General features: G+C 56.0%; 15 protein-coding genes. 6 read left to right on the forward strand and 9 right to left on the reverse strand.

Going from position 1 to position 18,396, the window contains the following annotated elements; translation table 11 throughout:
- Nucleotide 1: 1 nt before the first annotated feature.
- A complete protein-coding gene (locus AB8818_RS16130) occupies nucleotides 2-886 on the reverse strand; it encodes an ROK family protein (protein WP_163330040.1) in 885 nt (294 codons plus the stop codon).
- Between the two features lie 165 nt (nucleotides 887-1,051).
- Here AB8818_RS16130 and aldB point away from each other — a divergent pair, with 165 nt between their 5' ends.
- Entirely contained in the window at nucleotides 1,052-2,590 is a 1,539-nt protein-coding gene (gene aldB, locus AB8818_RS16135; RefSeq protein ID WP_166709708.1) for an aldehyde dehydrogenase AldB, read from the forward strand.
- Here aldB and AB8818_RS16140 read toward each other — a convergent pair.
- The gene (locus AB8818_RS16140) at nucleotides 2,587-3,552 is read right to left on the reverse strand and encodes a LysR family transcriptional regulator (RefSeq protein WP_116343034.1); all 966 of its coding nucleotides are present in this window, start codon (nucleotides 3,550-3,552) and stop codon (nucleotides 2,587-2,589) included. The two genes, aldB and AB8818_RS16140, sit on opposite strands and share 4 nt — an antisense overlap.
- A gap of 117 nt (nucleotides 3,553-3,669) precedes the next feature.
- Here AB8818_RS16140 and AB8818_RS16145 point away from each other — a divergent pair, with 117 nt between their 5' ends.
- The 3 genes from AB8818_RS16145 to AB8818_RS16155 all read left to right on the forward strand — a co-directional run bounded on the left by AB8818_RS16145 (nucleotide 3,670) and on the right by AB8818_RS16155 (nucleotide 5,224).
- Nucleotides 3,670-4,410: a MipA/OmpV family protein gene (locus tag AB8818_RS16145; RefSeq protein ID WP_192984097.1), complete on the forward strand. Its 741-nt coding sequence runs from the start codon at nucleotides 3,670-3,672 to the stop codon at nucleotides 4,408-4,410.
- A gap of 209 nt (nucleotides 4,411-4,619) precedes the next feature.
- Nucleotides 4,620-4,805 (forward strand): type II toxin-antitoxin system HicA family toxin, encoded by a 186-nt coding sequence (locus AB8818_RS16150; RefSeq protein ID WP_041911637.1) that lies wholly within the window; start codon nucleotides 4,620-4,622, stop codon nucleotides 4,803-4,805.
- Between the two features lie 14 nt (nucleotides 4,806-4,819).
- Nucleotides 4,820-5,224 (forward strand): type II toxin-antitoxin system HicB family antitoxin, encoded by a 405-nt coding sequence (locus tag AB8818_RS16155; RefSeq protein ID WP_116343040.1) that lies wholly within the window; start codon nucleotides 4,820-4,822, stop codon nucleotides 5,222-5,224.
- A 29-nt stretch (nucleotides 5,225-5,253) separates the two neighbouring features.
- Here AB8818_RS16155 and AB8818_RS16160 read toward each other — a convergent pair whose 3' ends face one another.
- Both AB8818_RS16160 and AB8818_RS16165 read right to left on the reverse strand, forming a co-directional pair.
- Nucleotides 5,254-7,203, reverse strand: a complete 1,950-nt coding sequence (locus tag AB8818_RS16160; protein WP_166709710.1) for a glycoside hydrolase family 127 protein — start codon at nucleotides 7,201-7,203, stop codon at nucleotides 5,254-5,256.
- 10 nt (nucleotides 7,204-7,213) lie between these two features.
- The gene (locus AB8818_RS16165) at nucleotides 7,214-8,614 is read right to left on the reverse strand and encodes an MFS transporter (protein WP_192984094.1); all 1,401 of its coding nucleotides are present in this window, start codon (nucleotides 8,612-8,614) and stop codon (nucleotides 7,214-7,216) included.
- A gap of 221 nt (nucleotides 8,615-8,835) precedes the next feature.
- On the opposite strand from AB8818_RS16165, the gene AB8818_RS16170 reads away from it, so the two are divergent.
- The gene (locus AB8818_RS16170) at nucleotides 8,836-9,654 is read left to right on the forward strand and encodes an AraC family transcriptional regulator (protein WP_192984091.1); all 819 of its coding nucleotides are present in this window, start codon (nucleotides 8,836-8,838) and stop codon (nucleotides 9,652-9,654) included.
- Nucleotides 9,655-9,711: 57 nt separating this feature from the next.
- Here the strand turns inward: AB8818_RS16170 and avtA are convergent, their stop codons facing one another.
- Both avtA and AB8818_RS16180 read right to left on the reverse strand, forming a co-directional pair.
- Nucleotides 9,712-10,968 carry a valine--pyruvate transaminase gene (avtA, locus tag AB8818_RS16175; RefSeq protein ID WP_163330044.1) on the reverse strand — a complete coding sequence of 419 codons (1,257 nt, stop codon included), beginning with the start codon at nucleotides 10,966-10,968 and terminating at the stop codon, nucleotides 9,712-9,714.
- Between the two features lie 241 nt (nucleotides 10,969-11,209).
- Entirely contained in the window at nucleotides 11,210-13,240 is a 2,031-nt protein-coding gene (locus AB8818_RS16180) for an alpha-amylase (RefSeq protein ID WP_192984088.1), read from the reverse strand.
- Between the two features lie 314 nt (nucleotides 13,241-13,554).
- On the opposite strand from AB8818_RS16180, the gene AB8818_RS16185 reads away from it, so the two are divergent.
- Complete coding sequence (locus AB8818_RS16185) at nucleotides 13,555-14,379, forward strand: protein bax (protein WP_045630274.1); 825 nt, start codon at nucleotides 13,555-13,557, stop codon at nucleotides 14,377-14,379.
- A 39-nt stretch (nucleotides 14,380-14,418) separates the two neighbouring features.
- Here the strand turns inward: AB8818_RS16185 and xylR are convergent, their stop codons facing one another.
- From xylR to AB8818_RS16200, 3 genes are read right to left on the reverse strand one after another with little or no spacing between them, the layout of a single operon-like run.
- Nucleotides 14,419-15,597, reverse strand: coding sequence for a D-xylose utilization transcriptional activator XylR (xylR, locus tag AB8818_RS16190; RefSeq protein ID WP_021242460.1), 1,179 nt, complete (start codon nucleotides 15,595-15,597; stop codon nucleotides 14,419-14,421).
- 33 nt (nucleotides 15,598-15,630) lie between these two features.
- The gene (gene xylH, locus AB8818_RS16195) at nucleotides 15,631-16,812 is read right to left on the reverse strand and encodes a xylose ABC transporter permease XylH (RefSeq protein WP_041911621.1); all 1,182 of its coding nucleotides are present in this window, start codon (nucleotides 16,810-16,812) and stop codon (nucleotides 15,631-15,633) included.
- Nucleotides 16,790-18,331, reverse strand: coding sequence for a xylose ABC transporter ATP-binding protein (locus tag AB8818_RS16200; protein WP_192984085.1), 1,542 nt, complete (start codon nucleotides 18,329-18,331; stop codon nucleotides 16,790-16,792). The genes xylH and AB8818_RS16200 overlap by 23 nt, the downstream gene beginning before the upstream one ends.
- Between the last annotated feature and the right edge of the window lie 65 nt (nucleotides 18,332-18,396).

Below are 18,396 nucleotides of genomic sequence, written 5' to 3' on the forward strand. Positions count from 1 at the left end.
GCTACGTGCTGCGGGAGAGTTTCTGCTTAGCCAGCCATACCGCGCCCAGTCTTCCCGCCTGGTTACCCAGCTCGCAGGGCAGAATGGGTACCTTGAGTGCCTCCCACTCCTCGAATCGCTGTAGATATTTATCGAGCAGGAGATAGATTTTCTCCTGCTCGCTTACCCCGCCCCCAATCAGCACTGCCTGTGGATCGAACATCGAGATCACGCTGTAAACGCCGCGTGAGAGAAAATGTGCCCAGGCTTCAATAGCTTCGCGCAGATGCACGTCGCTCTCCATACGTTTAAAAAGCTCCTCGCCGTCAGGCATCTCTTCTTCTGATACGGCCAACACGCGGCGGCAGGCTTTCATCAGGCCGCTGGCAGACGCAACCTCGTGCATCGGTTCGCCCTGATCCCCGACGGGTAGCACGCCAAATTCGCCGGCGCGGTAATGTGACCCGCGATAGAGATCGCCTTCCATCACAATCCCGCCACCGATGCCTGTGCCGATGGTGATGCAGACGAAATGCTCGTAATCCTTACCCGCGCCCTGCCAGCGCTCGCCCAGAGCCGCACAGTTGGCGTCGTTTTCTACAGTGACGGGAAGGTCGGTCAGCCCGGCGAAGAGTTCGCACAGGTTTTCGCCGTCGAGATAGTCGAGCGCGCCCGCTTTCGCCGCTTCGCCGCTGTGGTGGTTAATATGGCCGGGAAAACTCACGCCGATACCGGCGATGTCGTATTCGTCCTGATACGCTTCAACCACCGCTTTCCACTTCTTTTTAAAGGTGTTTTTATCCTCAGGGGTATCGAACTCGTCCGTCGCCAGCTCCCTGCCATTTTCATCAATCACGCCGTGCTTGATGTGGGTTCCGCCTACGTCAAAACCGATAAATAGCTGCATCGCATCGTTCCTCATGAGCGCTTGAGCTGATAAGTATGGCTCAGTAGCAGAAACGAAACGTAAAGTACGGTAATCCGTGATACGGCTCGTAAACCCGTCACCCACTGGCGAGAAAACCGCCAGCCGGGACTACCCTTGTTGTATAACAACAGCAAGGAGACGGTCATGACAAATAATCCTCCCTCTTCGCGTATCCAGCCCGGCGAATATGGTTTTCCCCTCAAGCTGAAGCCCCGCTATGACAACTTTATTGGCGGCAACTGGGTGGCCCCCGTCGACGGCGAATACTATTCCAACCTGACCCCCGTTACCGGCCAGCCGCTGTGCGAGATAGCCAGCTCCGGCAAGCGTGATATCGACCTGGCGCTGGATGCCGCGCACAAAGCGAAAGATAAATGGGGGCATACCTCCGTTCAGGACCGCGCGGCCATTTTGTTCAAAATCGCCGACCGGATGGAGCAGAACCTGGAGCTGCTGGCGACGGCAGAAACCTGGGATAACGGCAAGCCGATCCGGGAAACCATGGCGGCAGATGTGCCGCTGGCTATCGACCACTTCCGCTATTTTGCCTCCTGTATTCGCGCACAGGAGGGCGGGATCAGCGAAGTTGACAGCGACACCGTGGCGTACCACTTCCACGAGCCGCTGGGCGTCGTCGGGCAAATCATTCCGTGGAACTTCCCGCTGCTGATGGCGAGCTGGAAAATGGCCCCTGCGCTGGCCGCCGGGAACTGCATTGTGCTTAAACCGGCGCGTTTAACCCCACTCTCGGTCCTGCTGCTGATGGAAATTGTTGGCGATCTTCTGCCGCCGGGAGTCATTAACGTGGTGAACGGCGCGGGCGGTGAGATAGGAGAATATCTGGCCACCTCAAAACGGATCGCGAAAGTGGCGTTTACCGGGTCGACGGAAGTGGGCCAGCAGATTATGCAATATGCCACGCAGAATATCATTCCGGTGACCCTGGAATTGGGCGGGAAATCCCCGAACATCTTTTTCGCGGACGTGATGGAGGAAGAGGACGCTTTCTTCGATAAGGCGCTGGAAGGGTTTGCGCTGTTTGCGTTTAACCAGGGCGAAGTCTGCACCTGCCCAAGCCGCGCGCTGGTGCAGGAGTCCATCTATGAGCGCTTTATGGAGCGGGCCATTCGCCGCGTCGAGTCAATCCGCAGCGGTAACCCGCTCGATAATGTCACCCAGATGGGGGCGCAGGTCTCGCATGGCCAGCTGGAAACCATCCTTAACTACATTGATATCGGTAAGAAAGAAGGGGCGGATATTCTGACCGGCGGTCGCCGTAAGGTGCTCGGCGGGGATCTGCAGGAAGGGTATTACCTTGAGCCGACGATCCTGTTCGGGCAGAACAACATGCGCGTCTTCCAGGAGGAAATTTTCGGACCGGTTCTGGCCGTGACAACCTTCAAAACGATGGAGGAGGCGCTGGAAATTGCCAACGACACGCCGTATGGCCTGGGGGCGGGCGTCTGGAGCCGCAACGGTAATCTGGCCTATAAAATGGGCAGGGGCATTCAGGCCGGGCGCGTCTGGACCAACTGCTACCACGCCTATCCGGCGCACGCGGCATTTGGTGGTTACAAGCAGTCGGGCATCGGGCGTGAAACCCACAAGATGATGCTGGAGCATTATCAGCAAACGAAATGTCTGCTGGTCAGCTACTCCGATAAACCGCTGGGGCTGTTTTAATCGCCCAGCTCAGGCCGTCCGTGGGCGGCCTGAGCAATTTGCTGGCGCAGGCAGTTCAGAACGCCATCCAGAACGTATTGCACACGCCATGGCTGGTATTCGCGTTTGCGGAAGATGGCCGTCAGATCGAGCCACCACTCTTCCTGGTGCGGGAAGCAGGGAACCAGCGTGCCCTGCGTTAATTCTCTTTTCAGGCTCTCTTTCGGTGCGAACACAATGCCAAGATTATTTCTTGCCAGCTCCAGGGCCGTCTGCGTATTGTCGCAAATATAATTGCCGGTCACCCGATAATCATGCACATCATCACTGCCATGCATGCGAAAACGCCAGATATTGGCATCATCGACGAGCATGGAGTCAATCAGGATACATGAGTGATTAATTAAATCTTCAGGTCCGGATAAAGGGTGGTTATTTAAATATGCCTGGGTTGCGAATGCCGTGACGGAATATTTTGTTAACACGCTGGCGACCAGGTTTTCATCTTTCGGCTGAGCATAGGTAATTAAAATATCGCAGTCATCCGGAAAGGAAACGCCTTCTGAAAATTCATTGCGGTTCAGATTATAGGTTTTCAGGGAGATGCGAATGTCCCCGATGTCCTTTATCTGGTGGATCACCTGGCGCGCGAGATAGGTCACAATGCCCGTTGGGGCATAAATCGTAACTTTTCCACGCTTTTCATGCTTATAATCGGCAATGAAATTAACAAGTTGAGTGTGTTTGTCCAGTGTGGCGTCGACATACGGGAGTAACGCTTCACCAAACTGTGTCAGAGCGAGCTGACGGGTCGTGCGCTCAAAAACCTTAAGCCCAACCCGCGTTTCAAAATCAGAGAGATATTTACTGACGTTGGCCTGCGCCATGCCCAGCAGGGCGGCGGCATCACCAATGCTGTGGGTGGCTGCGATGACGGAGATTATTTTTAATTCGCGTGGCTTTAGCTGTAATTTACTCATCATGCGCACCCATCTATATGATTTTATATATAATATTATATAAACCGCAGCGTTGCATTGGCAAATTTGTAACCATTATTATGCGCCCCGCTTGTTTGGCATTTTAATGGATTACAGGTAATGACTATTAAATACAATTTACTCATCGCTGCCACGTTATTTGCAGCATCCTCAGCATTGGCCGGAGATTTTTCACTTGGAGCGGGGGCTGTATTTAATGAGTCTCCTTACAAAGGCTATAACGAAAATACTACCGCAGTACCGTTAATTAGCTACGAAGGCGATCGCTTTTACGTTCGTCAGACCACCGGAGGATGGATCCTGTGGAAAGACGCAAAAAATGAATTCAGCCTGACCGCGTCGTGGATGCCGCTGCATTTAGATCCTGATGACAACGACGACCATCAGATGAAGCAGCTTGATGAGCGTAAAGCGTCAGCCTTCCTCGGCGGCGCGTACTACCGCCATGAAAGCTGGGGGTCGCTGAAAGTGGCGGTCTCGGGTGATGCCACGGATGAAAGCGGTGGCGTGGTGGGTGAGGTCTCTTACTTCCGTCCAATCAGGATGGAACGGCTTACCCTCACGCCCTCTGTCGGTATTTTCTATAGTGACGAGAGCTATAACGACTACTACTACGGCGTATCCGGCAGCGAGTCTCGCCGCTCAGGTCTGGATCAATACACAGCCGGTGACAGCTGGACGCCCTACGTTGGCCTGGCGGCTAAATATCAGTTAACCCAGAAGCTGTACCTCAACGCCAGCGCGGTCTACACCGTTTTGCCTGACGACGTGAAGAACAGCCCGATGATCGACCGCGATGACAGCTTCGCGCTGATGACCGGCCTGACCTGGCGTTTCTGATGCGGTAAAGCCGGGTGGCGGCGTTGCCTTGCCCGGCCTACGATCGTGCCTGCATTTTTGTCTGCAATACAATGTATTCCTTTTTCATTTCTCGATGCTTCTTCCCGTTCTGTCAAAACACCGCTGCACTGATGTTCCTTGTACGCTAATGTGATTTAACCCGATAGCGATGGTGTGTATCATGTGTATAATCATGGAAGGATTGGGATGTGAAAAGTGCGGATGTCATTACTGTTCTGATCGGCCACGGCTGGAAATGTGTCAGAACGAAAGGAAGCCATCATCAGTTTCGCCATCCCGAACAGAAAGGGCTGGTTACCGTCCCACATCCTAAAAAGGATATTAAACCGGGCACGCTCGCGCAGATATGGCGGCAGGCGGGAATTAAACACTGATATCAGGAGTAGTTATGTTTTATCCGGCTTACATTCATTCTGACACCGACGGCAGTGCCAGCGGCTTTTTCCCTGACGTTCCAGGCTGTTTTTTTGCAGGTGACTCCCTGGATGACGCATTTCAGGATGCACGTGAGGCGCTCACAGCGCACTTCGAAGCGCTGTTTGAAATGGATGAAGCATTGCCGCTCCCGGGTAATGTGGAAGCGCACCTGGAAAGTCACCCTGACAACTTCACTGGCGGGCAATGGCTGCTGGTGGATATTAATATGAAACAGTTCGACGGCAGGGCCGAGCGTATCAACATCACGATGCCTCGTCGTTTACTGATGAAGATTGATTCCTTTGTCAGCGAGCATCCGCAGTTCAGCAATCGAAGCGCGTTTCTGGCTGAGGCAGCACGTCGCGTGCTGCCATAGCGTTCAACCTCTCCCGTGGGTGAGGCTATTCAGCCTTCGTCCACCCATATCCGCATTTCCCCTTCTCCCCGGTTAGCCCAGCTAAACCAGGGAATAAAGGTCAGCGTCCGGGGCTGACGCTGTACCGGCGAGCGATCGTACTGCCACAGCGCCTCCGTCTCCTTCGCGTGGCATCCGATCCCCTCCGCCTGAATCAGCATCTTGTGCGCGAAAATGCCTTTGCCTTCAAACACCCGGAACTCGCTCTCTCGTGGCAAGGAGAGGTTATGCAGGTTGGCGCCGTTATCCGCTTCTTCCAGGCAGTAAACCAGCGGGCCGCGCTGGAGCGCGACTTTACCCGCCTGCTGGCGCACCTGGGGGTTACCGTACACGCGGCGGACCGGCATCGGTAGCGTGAGGGTCAGGGTATCGCCTTCCTGCCAGCGGCGGCTGAGATAGAGGTATCCACGGGATATCTCGCCAGTCATGGCTTCGCCATTCAGCGAAACAGCTGGTTCCGCACACCAGTCCGGTAGTCTGAGTGCCAGCGTATGGGTGACCGGAACCGGCGAGGTGATTTCGATCTTCACCTGCTCCTGCCACGGATAGTTACCGCTAATGCGCAGCTGTAGGGTGCTATCACCCACCGGAATGGCGACGTCGTTCCCCACGTACAGGTTGATCAACAGCGCATCCGGGCGAACGGTATAAATATAGTGCCCCAGCGAGGTCAGCACGCGGGCAATGTTCGGTGGGCAACAGGCGCAGCCGAACCAGCGCTGGCGCACCGGCTTCACATGGTCATAGATATGGTTAAAGGCCAGCGTTTTCGGATGCACCTCCAGCGGGTTCACGTAAAAGAAATGCTTACCGTCCAGCGCCATCCCGCCCAGCACCGTATTGTACAGCGCGCGCTCCATCACGTCGGCGTAGTGGCCGTCTGCCTCCATCTCCAGCATCCGGCGGGCAAACATCATCAGGCCAATGGAGGCGCAGCTTTCGGCATAGACCGTATCGTTGGGCAGATCGTAATCGCTGCTGAACGCCTCGCCGCTGCTCTGCGAGCCAATCCCGCCGGTAATGTACAGCTGGCGCTGCGCCATGTTGTTCCACAGCCGCAGACAGTCCTGCCGTTTACCCTCGTCATGACTCAGGCGCGCCAGGTGCGCCATGCCCGCCATCAGGTAGACGAAACGCACCGCGTGGCCGATGGCCGTTTGCTGCTCGGCAAGCGGCTGATGCGCCTGGCTGTAGGCTTTGTCCTTGACCATCCACGCCGGGCCATAGGTGTTCCAGTAAGACGTTTTGCCGCGCTTCTCGTATTCGGTATCGTAGAAGTGAGGCTGCGCGCCGCGTTCTTCGATAAAGTATTTCACCAGATTGAGATAGCGCGGCTCCTGCGTGACATCGTACAGCCGCATCAGCGCCAGCTCGATTTCCGGATGGCCAGGGTAACCGTGCAGCTGTGTTTCGCCCGGGCCAAACACGCTGTCGATATGGTCCGCCAGCCTGCACACCACGTCCAGCAGGCGACGTTTTCCGGTTCCCTGGAAATACGCCACGCCCGCTTCAATCATATGCCCGGCGCAGTACAGCTCGTGACATTCGGCCAGATTCGTCCAGCGTTCCTCGGGGGCTTTTACCGTAAAGTAGGTATTGAGGTAGCCATCTTCACACTGCGCCGCCGCGACCAGCGAAATCACCTCGTCGGCGGTTTTTTCCAGTTCTGCATCCGGTTTCTGGCACAGCGACCACGCCACGGCTTCGAGCCATTTCGCCACGTCGCTGTCCTGAAACACCATCCCGTAGAACTCACCCTGTTCCAGACCGGCCGCGATGCGGAAGTTGGCGATGGCGTGGCTGGGTTCGGCCTCCGCCACGCGGTCGTTCAGCGCATCCCACTGGTAGGGGATGACCACGTCCCGGACCAGCCGTTGATACTGCCCGAGAAACGGGTCGTTGATTTTCAGCTGGTGCAGATCGGGTTCCATTATGGACATAGCGTTCTCCTCAGGACGGTACGTGACGCTGGCGCAGATCGGTGGCAATGCGCGACATCACAGGGTTGTTAAGCCTGCACCAGCGGATAGCGACCGCCAGCAGCAGGTGGAAAAGGGCAGGCAGCAGCGTCTCCATGGCGGTGATGCCCTGTAGCGAAGCAGGTGTCTGATTGCCCGCGCCTGGCTGGTAGGCGACGGCGATAAACACCAGGCTGATGATCCCGGCGCTGGACGCCCATGCGAGCTTGATGAAAAACAGGTTGAAGGCGAAGTTCATGCCCGAGGAGCGCACACCGGTTTTCCATTCACCGTAGTCGTCGGCAAAGGCCATGAGCGAGAAGTGCAGCGGCAGAGTGAAGCCCAGGATCACGCCATTGCTTAAAATGACGATCAGCCATAGCGTCTGGTGCGCCGGGTCACCCGGCAGGAACCACATACCCACCGCAAGCGCCGCGAGCACCAGGTTGGTGTGGTAGTAGAGTTTGACGGTATCAATGCGGCGCGACAGCGGGCTGACGATCACCGCGCCCAGAATGGCGGCGAAGGTCACCATCGTGAAAAACAGCGAGGTGTACGCCGTGCTGCCTTGCAGCACGTAGGTGATGAAGTACATATAACCGCCGCCGCGAATATTGAAGACGTTGATCAGCAGGAACGACATCAGCAGCATCAGCAGCAGCTGATCGTTTTTACGCAGGCCCGCCAGGTGCTCACGCAGGGTGAATTTGCCCATCAGCGCCAGCGGGACGCGTTCGCGCACCCAGAAGAAGCAGCACAGGAACATCACCACGGCGATGGCGCACAGCACGCCAACGCCCAGCTGATAACCCCGGGCAGCATTGCCCTGGCCCAGCTCCGCGACCAGCCACGGCAGGCCAACGGAGACCAAAAAGCCCGCCACGCCGCACAGCACAAAGCGCCATGACTGGCAGGCGATCACCTCGTTGTGGCGGGTGGTCATGGTGTTAATCAGCGCGCAGTAGGGCACGTTGATGGCGGTATAGCCCACGGACAGCAGCAAATAGGTGCCGAACGCCCAGGCGATTTTCACGCTCATACTGGCGTCCGGGACGGTGAAGGTCAGTACGCCAACGATACCGATGGGGAGCGCGACCCACAGCTGCCAGGGGCGAAATCGTCCCCAGCGGCTCTGCGTGCGGTCAGCAATGACGCCCATCACCGGATCGGAAATGGCGTCAAACACGCGAAGGGCAATAAACAGCGTGCCCACCAGCGCAGGGGTGAGGCCAAATACATCGGTATAGAAAAAGGTCAGAAAGTTCATGATCAGGCAGGTAATCACCGTGCCGCCCGCATCGCCCAGGCCGTAGCCAATTTTCTCGCGGACGGACAGCAGGTCATCGACTTTCTGGTTTGCAACGTCTGCGTCTGTAATCGGTGTGGAAGTCATGGGTAACTCCTCGATAAACGATTTTTTATCGTATTTGTAGGTACCCTGTTTATTCTGCATTCAACGGCCAGACCAACAAGGGAAGGGAAAAGTATAAAAAGGTGACGATTCCGACCTGATGATGAAAATGTGATTCCGATCGGACAGTTGTTCGAATATTGATTAATAATCAACGTCTAAGTCGAAAATTAACGGTAATAAAAGCGGAATGGTGAATATCCATGCTCGAATTATCCATAGCGCTTCCGGTTAAGGTCCAAAACGGCGGGTTGTTTATTTCCCGCGGAGTGGGCCGCCATCCTGCGCGAAAATTAACGTCATGGGAGATTATTTTTGTCGAAAAAGGAACATTAACGCTCCAGGAAGAAAGCACGTTATTTGAGGTAAAAGCAGGAGAGAGTTTGCTGCTCTGGCCGGGCCGTCGGCACGTGGGGGTGGAAGATTTTCCGGCGGACCTGCGCTTTTACTGGCTTCATTTTGAGGTGGAGTTGCATGATTCAACGTTACCCAACGCCGCTCCTCTTGCAATAGAACAACATTGCCGCGTAAGGGATGCGGAATATGTGATTGCGCTATTTCGGCAATTCCTCAGCGAGCAGGAGAAATTACAGCGAAGTATGGCGCTGGAGATGATTTTATTATTGATTTTACAGCAGGTGTCCCGTTCGTCAGGATATGAAGATAACGCGGATCAGGCCGGTGCGGCGATGGCCTGGAAGGCAAAACAGCTTATTCGTACGCAGTTTCATTTACCAATATCCACATCGCAGCTGGCAAAAGCGTTGCACTGTAATGCAGATTATCTCGGGCGTGTATTTCGCCGGACTTTCCATTTAACCCTGACGGAGGCGATACATCGCCAGCGCGTCAGGGCGGCGGAAAAACTGCTGCTCAACGATTCTGCATCGTTAACCGAGGTCGCAACGCGCTGCGGCTTTAATGACGTGGGGTATTTCCGGCAGATATTTTCTAAGCATACCGGGTTAACCCCCGCCGTGTGGAAACGGCGGTACTGTAAGGAGCATATTAACTCCGGTTGACCCGTGCCGGGGCCGCCAGATAAAGCCCGACCCGGCGGCATAATCTGGCGTAACGCGTTACTGACCGGCTTCGTGCCAGGCTTTTTCGATTTCTTCGGCGAGAATTTTGACGCCTGCTTCAATTTTTTCCGGATCGGGCACGTAGTTCATGCGCATGCACTGGTGAGTGTGCGGCCACGGCTTATCCAGACCCGGGAAGAAGTAATCGCCCGGCACCATCAGCACGCCGCGCTTTTTCAGGCGCTGGTAGAGCAGCTCGGTGGTAATCGGCAAATCCTTAAACCACAGCCAAAGGAAAATCGCCCCTTCAGGTTTATGGATCAGGCAGCGTTCTTCCGGTAAATAGCGGCGAAGCGTCGCGATTGTCTCCTGAACGCGTTGGAAATAGAACGGCTTGATCACTTCATTAGACAGACGCAGCAGGTCGTTGCGCTTAATCATTTCGCACATCATCGCCGGGCCAATGCCGCCCGGTGAAAGGCTGATAATGCCGTTCATATTGGTAATAGCGGTGATGATTTTCTCGTTAGCGATGATGATGCCGCAGCGGCTGCCCGGCAGGCCCAGCTTGGAGAGGCTCATGCACAGGACAATGTTCGGGTTCCACAGCGGACGCGCTTCGCTGAAGATAATTCCCGGGAACGGCACGCCGTAGGCGTTATCGATCACCAGCGGAATGCCGTGCTGATTCGCGAGCGCATCCAGCTTCATCAGTTCGTCGTCGGTGATGACGTTGCCCGTTGGGTTAGTCGGGCGCGATACGCAGATCATCCCCGTCTCTTCACCAATATGCAGGTGTTCAAAATCGACGTGATATTTGAACTGGCCTTCCGGCAGCAGCTCGATGTTCGGACGCGCGGAGACGAACAGATCCTCTTCCAGGCCGGAATCAGCGTAGCCGATGTACTCCGGTGCCAGCGGGAAGAGCACTTTTTTGGTCGTGCCGTCGGCGCGACGTCCTGCGAACAGGTTAAACAAGTAGAAAAACGCGCTCTGGCTGCCGTTTGTCAGTGCAATATTCTGTGGTTCGATATCCCAGCCCAGCTCTTCACGCAGCATTTTGGCAAGGAGAGTCAGCAGCTCGGTTTTACCCTGCGGACCGTCATAATTGCATAGCGCATCGGTCGCTTTACCGTTTTCCAGCATCTGTGCGAGCAGTGTCTGGAAATAGGTCGTCATCTCCGGAATTTGCGCCGGGTTTCCGCCGCCGAGCATGATGGCGCCCGGAGTGCGCAGCCCGTCGTTGAGGTCCTCCATCAGGCGAGTAATGCCTGAATGGCGGGTGAATTTGTCGCCGAAAAGTGAAAACGTCATAGCAGGTGTTCTATCGAGCTTATTTTGAAAGTGGGTAACCATAACGCTAGCACCGTGCTGGTGCAAATCGGGGGATGTGGTCGGATTTGTCGTTTTATATGGTAGGTTTGGATTTGTGTAGTGAATAGTTCTGGTTGAATTCCCCTCACCCCGGCCCTCTCCCCAAAGGGGCGAGGGTGAAAGACTGCACCGTGCAATCCCCTCTCCCCTCTGGGGAGAGGGTTAGGGTGAGGGGTATGATCTACTGATTACCCGCCCATACCACCATCACCTTATCGCCCTTGTGCTCGCGCACGAAGCCATACCCTTCTTTCAGCGGCAGCGTGGTTTGCTTGCCTTCGCCAATTGCCGGATGGCGGGCGCGGAACTGGCCCAGCGTTTGCCAGTGGGCAACGGTTAAGGCCTGCTTGCCCGTGACGTCCTGCCAGTTCATATCTGACCGGGTACCCTGTAGTGGGTCGGAGCCTGTCGGCCCGAACGGACGCTCGGATTCATCCCCGTAATAGATTTGCACGCTGCCCGGCGCTAACAGGAGCAGCTCCGCAGCGCGCTGGCCCCCTTCGCGGAACAGACGCGTATCATGTGATGAGAGGTAGCTCAGCACGTTGAAGCTTTGCAGCTTCTCCGCCATCTGCTGCCAGGTAAGGTCCATATCGGCCAGGCAATCCACCGCTTTTGCCGCCTGCTCCTGATAATCAAAATTAATCATCGCATCAAAACCGTGGCGGTAATAATCGCTTTGCATCACCCCGTGGCCCCAGGATTCTCCGGTCATCCAGAACGGTGCGTTATCGAGCTTTTTGTCCGGGTTAGCCCCTTTCCAGGCGGCCAGCGCATGGCTTGCCTGGTCTTTCAACTGTTGCCAGGCATCAAGCTCGACGTGCTTCGCGGTATCCACACGGAAACCGTCAATGCCGTAGTCGCGCACCCACTGGCTGAGCCAGTGGATGAGATAGTCGCGTGGGGTATACCCCGGGATGGCTTTCGCGTGGGTATCGGGCTTGTATTGATAGAAGTTGGGCAGGCCTGAAGGGGCTGTGGATTCCGTTTTCAGGTCCGGGAGAAATGCCAGCGACATGGTTAAATCGTCGAAGCCGGGGTTGTCGTAATCGCCAATGTCGGTGCGGATCCATTTCTTGCCCCACCATTTTTCCCATGCGGCTTTGTCGCTGAAGTTGATGTAGTCGTTGAAGCTATGCCAGCTTTGGCCCGCGCCAGGCTTCCAGTCAGTCCAGCGGTCTCCCAGCGTCTTTTTCAGCTCATCGCCCTGCAGATACAACGCGCCAAACTGGTACGCCTGCATGTCCGCAAGCGTCGCGTAGCCCGCGTGGTTCATGACGATATCGAACAGGATGCGAATGCCGCGCCTGTGCGCTTCATCGACAAGATGGCGCAGGTCATCCTCGGTGCCCATGTTGGCATCAAGCTTCGTCCAGTCCTGGGTGTAGTAGCCGTGATAGGCGTAGTGTGGGAAATCCCCTTTGGTGCCACCGCCTACCCAGCCGTGGATCTGCTCAAGCGGGGAGCTTATCCAGAGCGCATTCACCCCCAACTGCTGTAAATAGTCGAGCCTGCTGGCGAGCCCTTTGAGATCGCCACCGTGGAAGGTACCAATCTCCTGCATGCCGTCTTTGTGGCGGTCATAGCTGTTGTCGTTGCTCGGGTCGCCATTCACAAAGCGGTCGGTAAGCACAAAATAGACGGTGGCGTTCTGCCAGCTAAACGGCGCTGGCTTGTCGGTTTCGGCGCGCTCAAGCAGCAGCAGGCCACCACTGCTGGCGGCGGGCTGTAGGGTAATGTTTCCGTTCTGCACCGTCGCGGTCTGTTTGCTGTAAAAATCACGCACCACGGTGCCTTCCGGGAAGGTATGGCTGACGTCCAGCGTCAGCGGTTTACCGTCCCACTTCGGGCACTGGCGGATAACGTTTGCAACCGACTGTTCTGCGGCACTCTGAATTGTCAGCAGCAGGGTGGGCGTGCCGGAGCGGGTATCAATCCGCATCTGGTAGTCACCGTCGCGGAAAAGGCGCCACTGCGGCGGCGTGCCGTCACAGGGCTTAAGCGACAGCATCTCATTGAGTTTTATCGCCTCCGCAGGCTGCCAGCACGTCTTGTCAAAACTCAGCGTCAGAGGGCGCGTACCCTTCGCAAGCTTTGTCTGGCTGGTGAAAATGCCGGTGCCTTCGGCGCGAAATGCGTTAAACCCCGGCGATGACCAGTCGGCATGTGCCAGAGCGGGTAACAGCAGAAGAGCTAATGCGGTGCGTTTCATTCCATTTTCCTGTCGCGGCATTTTTGACCAGTGTGCCATCAGGATGCGGTGAAAAACTCATCCCCCATCGCTTTCTCCCGGGAGGACGTGTGAGGATGAGTGATCCCGCGCAAAATGAGGCAGTTATCTGCGATATCGCACACATTTTTTCAGGAATGATGTTTTTGTGAGCAATTTTCAGGTGACATAGTTTCGGAATTGGACTATTTCTATACGTGCTCTTGAAGTCTATTTTTGATATGATTTGAGATTCCGCTCTCAAATTTGTGAAAAAAATAAGGTGTTGGGATGATTACATCCGACCAGGAGACCTAATGATATCGACTCCCATTCGACGATATGGGGCCGCGATACTCATGTTACTCACCACGACATTTTCGGGTGGGGTGCTTGCGAAGACGCACACGGATACAACGAGTAAGAAAGCCCACGTAATAAAGACGACAAGTAGTAAGGTTAGCAGTAAACAAGAGTATTCTCGCAATAGTGCAAAGAGTAGTTCACTTCCTGATTTGCGAAAATACCCTTCCGGAACACCAAGAAAAAAAGCGTTTCTCCGGACGGTAATGCCTTACATAACAAGTCAAAATGCCGCGATTACGGCGGATCGTAACTGGCTGATTTCAAAACAGTACGATAGCCGCTGGTCGCCGTCTGAACGCGCGCGTCTGAAAGACATCACGAAGCGCTACAAGCTGAGCTGGAACGGTAACACGCGTCGCGTACCGTGGAATGCTCTCCTTGAGCGTGTGGACATTATCCCAGGCAGCATGGTTGCGACCATGGCGGCAGCCGAAAGCGGCTGGGGGACCTCTAAGCTGGCGCGTAATAACAATAACCTGTTCGGCATGAAGTGTGCGAAAGGTCGTTGTAATAATGCGCCCGGTAAGGTGAAGGGCTATTCTCAGTTCGAATCAGTAAAAGATTCCGTGAATGCTTACGCGGTGAATCTTAATACGCACCCGGCCTACTCATCGTTCCGTAAATCACGCGCTCAGTTGCGTAAAGCGGATCAGGAAGTGACGGCCAGTGCGATGATTCACAAGCTGAAAGGTTATTCGACGAAGGGAAATAGCTATAACAACTATCTGTTCGCTATGTACCAGGATAACCAGCGCTTAATCGCCGCTCATATGTAATGTCAAAAAACGCCTTCCACCTGGAAGGCGTTTTCTTTTCTATATCAGCACCTCGCTGTGGCGATCCCGATACTCTTTTGGGGTGGTGTCATACTCTTTGCGAAACACCGAATAGAAATACTGCAGCGACGGGTATCCGCACATCTGCGAGATTTCGTTGATCGACAGTGACGTGGAGATGAGCAGGCTGCGGGCCTTCTCCAGCTTCTCCGCATGGATGACGGCATGAATAGTCTCGCCCACCTCTTCTTTGAAGCGCTTCTCCAGATTCGAGCGGGAAATGCCCACCGAATCCAGCACCTGATCGACCTTAATCCCTTTGCAGGCGTGGTTGCGAATATAGTGCATGGCCTGAATGACGGCCGGGTCGCTTAGGGAGCGATAATCGGTTGAGCGACGTTCCACAACGCGGACAGGCGGCACCAGCAGGCGCTGAAGCGGCAGAGACTCTTTATCAAGCAGGCGGTGCAGCAGCTTCGCCGCCTGATAGCCCATCTGACGCGTGCCCTGCGCAACGGAGGAGAGCGCCACGCGGGACAGATAGCGGGTCAGTTCTTCATTATCAATGCCAATCACGCACAGTTTTTCGGGCACCGGGATATGCAAATGCTCGCAGACCTGCAGCACGTGGCGCGCACGCGCGTCCGTCACGGCTATGATACCGGTTTGTGGTGGCAGCGTTTGCAGCCAGTCCGCCAGGCGGTTTTGCGCGTGCTGCCAGTTCTCTGGTGCGGTTTCCAGCCCCTGATAGACCACGCCGCGATACTTCTCCTGCGCGACCAGCTGGCAAAACGCATGTTCGCGCTCAACGGCCCAGCGCTTGCCGCTGGTGGCGGGTAAACCATAAAACGCGAAGCGATGGACGCCCTTCTCTTTTAAATGGAGAAAGGCCGCCTCGACCAGGGCATGGTTATCGGTGGCGATATAGTGGACCGGGGGATAGTGTTCAGGTGAATGGTAGGAGCCGCCGACGCCCACTATCGGGACGTCGACGTCGGTCAGCAGCTGCTCGATGACGGGGTCGTCATAGTCTGCGATGACGCCGTCCCCCAGCCAGTCTTTAATGTTCTCCAGACGGGTGCGGAAGTCTTCCTCAATAAAGATATCCCACTCGGATTGCGACGCCTGCAAATATTCACCGACACCTTCCACCACCTGACGGTCGTAGGCTTTGTTGGCATTGAATAACAACGTAATGCGGTGACGCTTTTCAAACATGGCTCACTTCCCAATTAAGTCACTATACGGTTATCAGGCCCGTCGCTTGGTGGCAGAATCCATCCAGACTGCCAGTAAAAGAATGGCCCCCTTGACGATATACTGCCAAAACGTCGGGACGTCCATCATACTCATCCCGTTATCCAACGACGCCATGATAAATGCCCCCATGACCGCGCCCGCCACGCTCCCGATACCGCCTGCGAGGCTGGTGCCACCGATGACGCAGGCGGCGATAGCATCCAGCTCGGCGATGTTGCCGGCGGAGGGAGAACCGGCCCCCAGACGCGAGCTGAGGATCAACCCGGCGATAGCGACCATGAGGCCGTTAATGGCGAAAACCGCCAGCTTGGTTCGTTCGACGTTAATACCCGAGAGGCGGGCAGCTTCAAGGTTGCCGCCGATGGCATAAATACGGCGGCCAAATGCGGTGCGTGTCGCCATAAACATGCCGCCCAGCAGCAAAAGCGCCAGTAGCAGCACCGGCGTCGGGACGCCGCGATAGTCGTTAAGAAGCCAGATGGCACCCAGCACAATGACCGCCGTCAGCGCCTGTCGTCCCACCACCGACGTTGACGCTGGCGATGCAAGCCCCAGCGCCTGACGGCGCATGCGTCCACGCCACTGCCACGCGACAAACGCCAGCAGCCCCACCACGCCGATCGTAAAGCCGATGCTATCGGAGAGGTAACTCTGACCAATCTGCGACATGGCTGCGCTGGTCGGGGAGACGGTGGTACCGTTGGTAATACCGATCAAGATCCCGCGAAAGGCCAGCATCCCCGCCAGGGTGACAATGAACGATGGCACCTTACGGTAAGCAACCCACCAGCCGTTCCAGGCGCCTAAAACCAGCCCCAGCACCAGCGTCACCGCCACTGTCAGCGGCAGCGGCCAGCCAAGCCAGACGTCAAAAATCGCCGCCACGCCGCCGAGAAGACCCATCATTGACCCGACAGACAGGTCGATTTCCGCAGAGATGATCACGAACACCATGCCCACGGCCAGGATGCCTGTGATAGCGGTCTGGCGGAGCAGGTTGGAGACGTTTCGCGCGCTCAAGTACGAGCCATCCGTCATCCAGGTAAAGAACAGCATGATGACGATAATCGCCGCGATCATCACGAAAACCTGCAGGTTCAGCGCTTTTAGCCCAGCGAACGCGCCGGGCGTCGGAACAGCGACTTTGATATCAGACGGATTGCTTTTCGACATGACGTTCGCTCCTTAAAGCGGCTTCCATCACCTGCTCCTGCGTCAGGTTCTGGTTAATCAGGTTGGCTTTCAGTTTTCCCTCGTGCATGACCAGCACGCGGTCGCTCAGGCCGAGCACTTCGGGTAACTCAGACGAAATGACGATGACGGCAATCCCTTGCTGTACAAGCTGATTAATCAGTTTGTAGATTTCGTATTTGGCACCGATATCGATCCCGCGCGTCGGTTCATCAAGGATTAATATGCGTGGATTGAGGAGCAGGCAGCGCGCCAGAATCGCCTTCTGCTGGTTACCCCCGCTCAGGCGGCCGATTGCCAGTTCCGGCGAGGAGGTTTTGACCTTCAGCCGGGCAAGCGACTGGAGGATGCACTGCTGCTCGGCGGCATCATCCAGGCTGCTCAGCGCGCCGGAGAACCGATCGAGTGCCGCAAGCGTAATGTTTTTACCCACCGCCATGACCGGTACTATGCCGTCTTTTTTGCGGTCTTCCGGCACCATGGCAATGCCGCGGGCAATCGCCTGCTGGCAGCTGTCGATTTTCACCGGCTGGCCGTCGATATAAATTGTGCCCTCCCAGCGTCCTGGCCACACGCCAAACAGGCACTGCACGGCTTCGGTGCGCCCGGCACCGACGAGGCCAGCAATCCCAAGAATTTCGCCGCTGTGAAGGGAAAACGAAACATTATTTACCCGCTTGATGTGGCGGTTGACGGGGTGCCACGCGGTGAGGTTCTCCACGCGCAGCACTTCATCGCCCGTTGTGTGGGGTTCATTCGGGTAGAGTGCCGTCAGCTCGCGGCCCACCATCATGGTGATGATGTCATCTTCGCTCATGCCTGCGGCTTCACACGTGCCGATGTGTTGCCCGTCGCGGATCACGCAGATGGTGTCCGAAATGGCTTTGACCTCGTTCAGCTTATGCGAAATGTAGATACAGGCGATGCCGTGGTTTTGCAGATCGCGGATGATATTGAGCAGAACCGCGGTTTCCTGCTCGGTGAGCGAGGCCGTTGGCTCATCGAGGATCAGCAGCCTGACCTGTTTATTCAGCGCCTTCGCAATTTCGACCAGCTGCTGTTGCCCCAGACCCAGATCGCCCACGCGGGTATCCGGCGAAATGTGGAGGCTCACCTGCGCCAGCAGCTTTTCACAGCGGAGCGTCATGGTGTCGTAATCCAGCACGCCGTGGCGGGAAATCTCGGCTCCGAGGAAGATGTTCTCCAGCACGGTGAGATGCTTCACCAGCGCCAGCTCCTGGTGAATGATGGCGATGCCTTTACGTTCGGTGTCGCGAATGTGTGTCGCCTGGATGACTTCACCGGCAAAGACGATTTCGCCTTCGTAACTGCCGTGCGGGTAGATCCCGCACAGCACTTTCATCAACGTTGATTTGCCCGAACCGTTCTCGCCACACAGCGAAACCACTTCGCCGGGGTTCAACCGGAGACTGACGTTGTCGACGGCTTTCACCGCGCCGAAGCGCTTGGTGATGCTTTTCATTTCAAGTAAATAAGGCATAACTGCTCCACATAACCCGAGGGAAGAACAGTACAACGTGATGCGCCCCTGCAGGGCAGGGGCAG

This window comes from Enterobacter sp. KB-280D8, from assembly GCF_041399405.1.
Classification (GTDB): Bacteria; Pseudomonadota; Gammaproteobacteria; order Enterobacterales; family Enterobacteriaceae; genus Enterobacter; species Enterobacter cloacae_N.